The 5722-nt window shown below is 58.4% G+C and carries 5 protein-coding genes; all 5 read right to left on the bottom strand.

The window, feature by feature from the left end:
• Positions 1–89: 89 nt before the first annotated feature.
• Positions 90–281 carry a transposase gene (locus tag GGQ89_RS19525; RefSeq protein WP_184107141.1) on the bottom strand — a complete coding sequence of 64 codons (192 nt, stop codon included), beginning with the start codon at positions 279–281 and terminating at the stop codon, positions 90–92.
• 136 nt (positions 282–417) lie between these two features.
• The gene (locus GGQ89_RS19520; protein WP_184107139.1) at positions 418–1146 is read right to left on the bottom strand and encodes an ABC transporter permease; all 729 of its coding nucleotides are present in this window, start codon (positions 1144–1146) and stop codon (positions 418–420) included.
• Positions 1143–2069: an ABC transporter ATP-binding protein gene (locus tag GGQ89_RS19515; protein WP_184107137.1), complete on the bottom strand. Its 927-nt coding sequence runs from the start codon at positions 2067–2069 to the stop codon at positions 1143–1145. Before GGQ89_RS19515 ends, GGQ89_RS19520 begins: the two co-directional genes overlap by 4 nt.
• Positions 2070–2094: 25 nt before the next feature.
• Positions 2095–4962, bottom strand: a complete 2868-nt coding sequence (lanM, locus tag GGQ89_RS19510) for a type 2 lanthipeptide synthetase LanM (protein WP_240456243.1) — start codon at positions 4960–4962, stop codon at positions 2095–2097.
• Positions 4963–5224: 262 nt separating this feature from the next.
• Positions 5225–5416: a hypothetical protein gene (locus tag GGQ89_RS19505; RefSeq protein ID WP_184107133.1), complete on the bottom strand. Its 192-nt coding sequence runs from the start codon at positions 5414–5416 to the stop codon at positions 5225–5227.
• Positions 5417–5722 lie beyond the last annotated feature (306 nt).

Raw genomic sequence — 5722 nt, 5'->3', positions numbered from 1 at the left:
GCCGCATCGCCGACCATCCAGCCCGCCAGATCAATGAACTGCTGCCGTGGAACTACCGTCCCGCCTGACGCGACGCCTTCACCGGACGCTTACGGCACGACGCCCGCCAGCTTGCCTTCGCGCAACTGCTTTCGCCACGTGTAGATCAGGCTGCTCGACACCTCGCGCCGCGCGATGACGTCGCAGACACCAACTCCCGGCCGGAACGCCTCGGCCAAGATCTCCAGCTTTCCCGCGTCCGACCAACGGCGCTGGCCCGATACCCGACCGACTACCTCCATCCGACCAGTCATACGAGTGCTCGTATAACTGGTCGTAGAACCAATAACTTCCCGCACCGCCTGCGCCCTCGTCAAAGGCGACAAGCATCCTCGCTACCAGCCCTACAGCAAGGCGGCCTCCAGACCGCGCTTACCGTCACTTGAAATTATGTCGATCGAGACTTCCTAGCATCATGACCAGCGACGCACAGGCGATTGCCGCTCCGACCGCTGCGTAGTGTGGCGAGTGGACATCCTGCGCCACGCGCACAGGCATCATCCAGGGAATCCAATCCGCCTTGTTTGTCCGGGCTATCGTCGCTGCCAAGTTGACGAGCGTTCCACTCATTCCCAGTGCGATAGGAGCCACGAAACTGGGAAAGCGCAAAGCGGCCCAAGTCTGCAGGACAGCCATGGCACTGGCGCTCGTCGCAAGTTCAAGCATTGTCTCGACAAATTGAGCGCCTGGCAACTCTCCTCCTATCGACGTCTCGAATACCAAAGCGCTCGTCAGGCCACCCAGGACGACCATCGGGATCACCAGTACGGTCATGAGATAGGCTGAGGCGACGACCAGAAGCGCTTTTGCCAGGAATATCTGCCAGCGTGGTATCGGGAGCGTAAGGACATGGTCCCAGCCTCGATTGCGATATTCGATCTGCCCGACGAGCGTGGAGAACGCCGCCAAAGACATAGGGAGGAGAAAGAGCGCCCATAATGGCAGTATGAGATCATGGAACAGCGTCGACCAGACCGGCGGTTTAGGCGCGGCGAAGCCGATGACGAAGGATAGGATTCCGAGAAGTGCCGGAACGACGAGAAGCAGGGGAAACGCGAGAGAGCGCCGGAGTTTGAATACTTCGACCTGAAGGACGCGCAACATCATGCCGGGATTCGCTCCTGTTGTCGGACGGCGTCTTGGTAAAGATGCTCCAGCGACATTCGTGCCGGTGCGAATTCGTGGATTTCAAGCCCAGCGACGACCAGTGCTCGTGCCAATTCGCCTGCCTTGAGGTCTTCCGTTGAATTCGTGTCGGCCCGCAAAATCAAGGAATGGTCATCCATCTCGCTCGCGATCAGTTTCAGATTGGCTGCCACTCTCTTGCCGGCGCTGGGATCATCGACGAGAACTCGATAGGCGGCTTGCTGACGCAGAAGCGTCTCGGTCGATCCTTGCAGCACCAGCCGCCCCTTCAGCAGCAGCCCCACATGATCGGCAGTCTGCTCGACTTCGGTCAAGAGGTGGCTTGATACGACAACCGCGCGGCCTTCCTGATGGGCCAGTCGGCGGATCAGATTGCGTATGTCGAAAATGCCCTGCGGGTCGAGCCCGTTTAAGGGTTCGTCGAGCACAAGCACCGTCGGTGAACCGAGCAGCGCGCGCGCGATCGCCAAACGCTGCTTCATGCCGAGAGAGTATTCTCGAACGCGGCGCGATGCGGAATGTCCCAAGTCTACAAGATCGAGGACGCGTTCGATTTCCTTCGCTGGAAGAGCGAGCAATCTGCGAGTCAGATCAAGGTTCGCATGACCGGAAAGATGGTCATACAGCGAAGGCGCTTCGATCACCGATCCCACGGTGCGGAGTGCAGCGGATCGATCCGTCGCCAAGCATCGATTCATGATGCGCACCGAGCCCGTATCCGGTTTGATGAGACCGAGCATCATCCGCATGGTCGTGGATTTTCCCGCACCGTTCGGCCCCAGAAAGCCGAACACGCTTCCTGCCTCCACGTTCAGGTCCAAACCATCGACAACCCGATGGTTTCCGAACGACTTGCCAAGTCCTCTGGTCGATATTGCCAGCATAGCTCCTGCCCGATCCTTGCCGCCGTCAGGCCGCCTGCCGGTTACTTCCCATCTTTTGCATACTAGCATGTCTCGATGGTGAAAGTTTGGAGTGGAAGACGGACTGCTGCATGCTAAACCCTACTATAGATGGCACGGAGCGGGTCATCCTCAATGCTTGATATGCGCATCCGGTGGCGCCGGTCATCAAGCCGGACCGGTTCAGCCATGCGTTACCGCGTTCGCGACCGAGTTTATTCTGTATGCTCACAACGTCCGCGATGCGGGTCAGAGTCGCCTCGAGATGGCGATCATCGATTTGTTCGGCATAGAGGAGTGGGAGTTCCAGTCGACCAAACTCTCCAGAGAGTACGCTCAGATCTTCTGCCGATCGAGAGTTCAGCGTGGTGGTCATCGCATGCTCTAGGTCGTCTCGAATGTCTTTACCATCGAAACCCGCCTCGATCATCGCCAGTCGCGCTATGCCTACGCCCGGAGCTCCGTGCGCCCATGAGCAGCCACAATCCGGACCTTGAGTCCGAAGCGTGTAATCACGGAGGTCGCGCCAGTTGCCCGCGTCCGGGACGAACAGGGATCTTTCAAAGGCCAGACAGCCCTGAACGGCTTCCGCCAAGGCATCCATCCCGGTCGCCGCATGCATTTTGGCGAAGGCCATTCCGAACCCCGACGCGCCGTGTGATAGGCCGGAAAGCGAATTCCTGCTCGCGATCCGCCAGGAATAGCCGATCCCGTGTGGAACACGGTTGCGTTTAAGATGGGCGAAGCAGCTTTCTGCCGCCTGTAGGGAGGTTCGCGATCCCGTGGCCAGATACAGCTCCACGCAAGCCAAGATGAAGCCGGCGGCACCTTTTGCGACGGAAAAATTACGATCCACGCGGATCAGTTCGTTGAGATCAAGCGATTGGATCAGCGCTTCGGCTTCCTCTAGAAAACGGTCCTCGCTCAGCATCGCCGACAGTGCCACCTGTGAAAGTATCACACTGCCCCAGCCCCCGAGCAGCCCCAAGCATCGAATCGAGTATCTCGCTTCGTCAAGTCGCCGGCGGAGGTGATTGTAAGCCTTCATCGCTAGGTCGACGTCGGCACCAATGCCTAGCGCTGTCCCCCGTGCTGAGAGGAAAAGAATTTCACCGGGCATCCCGCCGCTCAGGTCATAGAATGCGCCAGAGATGCCCACTGTCCTTCCGTCTTCGCTAAGAGCCTTGGACACGAGCCAACGTGCCTCCGCATCGTCCGAATACACCCTGTGCCGTATGGCGGTGGTAATCGAAGCGCTGATGTCCAGGAGACGCCTGCTAAGATCGAGATCGTTCGGTTCATACTGAACGCGCTCGACGGATGGCGTAGCCATCGTCAGTTGCTTTTGGACATTGGCATCGGTGATCCCGAGGGATTCTCGAATGACCCAAAGCTGTTGCGCTAGATCCGCCTCAGACATTGCATCTAGACGTTCTCTGACGAGCGTCATGCCATCGCGCACGAAGAAATCGGTCAGCACGGTATCATCGTCAACGACGAGATCGCGAGATCCTACGGGGCACGTGAACATCGGAACATCGCCGCTGGCCAGATGGCGGATTTCGTGAGGCGCGAGAACGGTGCCGAGGCCGAAGTCTCTGGACAACTTGTTCAGAGAGGAGAAGTGCCTCTCGCGCGCCTGCTCGGACAGCAGGTTAACGGGATGACGCCCTTCATCGAGCAGATGCGTGTATGTCAGCGTATGGCGGAACAACACGCGAATCTGAGTGCCGAGAAAGACGGATAGGCGGCGACCGATTTCGGCGCGCTTCGTCAGGATCTCTCGATACATCCTGGAGAATCCGGCTTCCAGTTGTAGAGAGCAACTTTCATTCAACGGACGCTTGCGTCCATCGAGGATCGGCACATTGCTTCCGCCGAGGAGTTGGCCCTTGCGACGGATGAGCGTTGGGTTCCCGTCCGGCCCCCGTTCGACCGTCATGCGTTCGACCAAGCCTTCTTGACCCGCAACGTCGCTGGACCCAGCAATGTTCACGGTGTCTCCGGATTCGAGTTCCAGACGGACCGGCAGAATACCTGTCCTGAGGACGCTCTGCTCGATACCCTCATTCGTCTCGGTTCCGACTATGGGCGTCTGCGGGCGGAAGAAGGTCTCAAGATCGATGAGGACCGGATGTGACCGATGAGCGATGACGTTCTCGTAGTGGAAGTCGGTAGCCTCAAGGATGTAGAGAAGCGCCAGCATCGCTCCTAGCCGTTCGTAATAGGCATCGACGTCGCCTTCACACTCGCAAGGTTCGTTCGATATGAATTCGGCCCAACCGTAATCTTCTTTCGACACGACCTTGGGCACCTTGAACGTCATGCCGACGTCCGAGCCTAAATGGGTCAGCATTTCGGCGAACGCCTGATCTATGTCGAGTTTGCGGGGCTTGTAGACGACCCGTGAGCCGTCGCTCAGACTCAGAATGGCCACGGTCCGCCCTCCGCGGTGGGGATCCCCCAAACCAAACCGGCAGTCGATAAGGGACGGCGTGGCCCTCTTTCCGAGAATCGCGCGCCCGATGTCGTCGAGATCGTGCTCGAACCGACGAAACACTTCGAGGGCGGTAGCGACCCGTCGGTTGGATAACTTCGCGAGTTGCGCCGAGAGTCCAGGGAAACGACCGTGGAGAAAGTCGCGGGTTTCGGACTGTTCGAGCGAGTCGAGAAACGCTTCGTAACTGACCTTCTGCTCGATTAGTTTGTATTGCGCGATGAGAGTCCGATAGCAGGCATCGAACATCTCCCCACGGAGCTGGCGCCCGAGCGAAGAAATAAGCTCGTCTGTTATGATCGATCTAGGCGTTCCAGCGCGTATGGCGTCCATCGCCCGCGCCGCGTCATCCTCGAAGAACGCACAAATGCGGCGCATGTCTTCCACTGTCTGCCTCCGTGAATGGGTTGAAGCTGGTTGCGCTTGACGTTCAACGCCAATCTCGCGCGGACTGATCAAGAGCGAGCATCGAAATACGGGCAGCACAGCGCGCCGCATCGTAATCAACTATATTAAGTGACTTGGCTAACGCAGGATACAATCAGAGTTTCTGCCAGAATTGGCTAATTTTAGCGCAGAATTTCCGAACAGATTAGGCAGATTTTGCCCTGCGGCGTATAACGCCGCAGGGACTGTCAGATCAATGGCCCCAAGAGAGCGGATTGCAGGGCGTGCCGCCGGTGTTGCATTCACCGCTGAGCGAACAGACCCAGCCGGCAGAAGCCGCGCTGCTTTCCAACTGCTGCGCTTCCTGCGCACCGCCGACGACGGCGATGAGATCCGCCTCGGTCAGTTCGCAACCCATCGATGCGAGGACGTTCTCGTTCTGCATACTTCTTCTCCCGTTGAACCATACGTACTAGATGCCACGCGGAATTGAGTGGCAGCTGCAATTTATATGTTGGTCGAGATACCGGGCAAACTGAACAAGAACGGATGCCGTTCCAGTTTTCGCCGCAGTCCCGGTTGCGTGATCGGGGAAGCCGACCATTCCGAATGAGATCACCGACGTCGACGCCGTATCCGTCGCTCATCCGGCCTCGTAGAGGCTGTTATGAACCTGGGGCGAGCGCGGCAGCCTGCTTCGTCATGAGGCATGCGAAGGCGACGACGTAAAGTCCTGCGAGTGTTTCCGCGT

Origin of the sequence: Sphingomonas yabuuchiae, assembly GCF_014199595.1 — a bacterium.
In the GTDB taxonomy this organism is placed as follows: Bacteria; Pseudomonadota; Alphaproteobacteria; order Sphingomonadales; family Sphingomonadaceae; genus Sphingomonas; species Sphingomonas yabuuchiae.
This window is presented reverse-complemented; position numbering and strand designations above follow the sequence as displayed.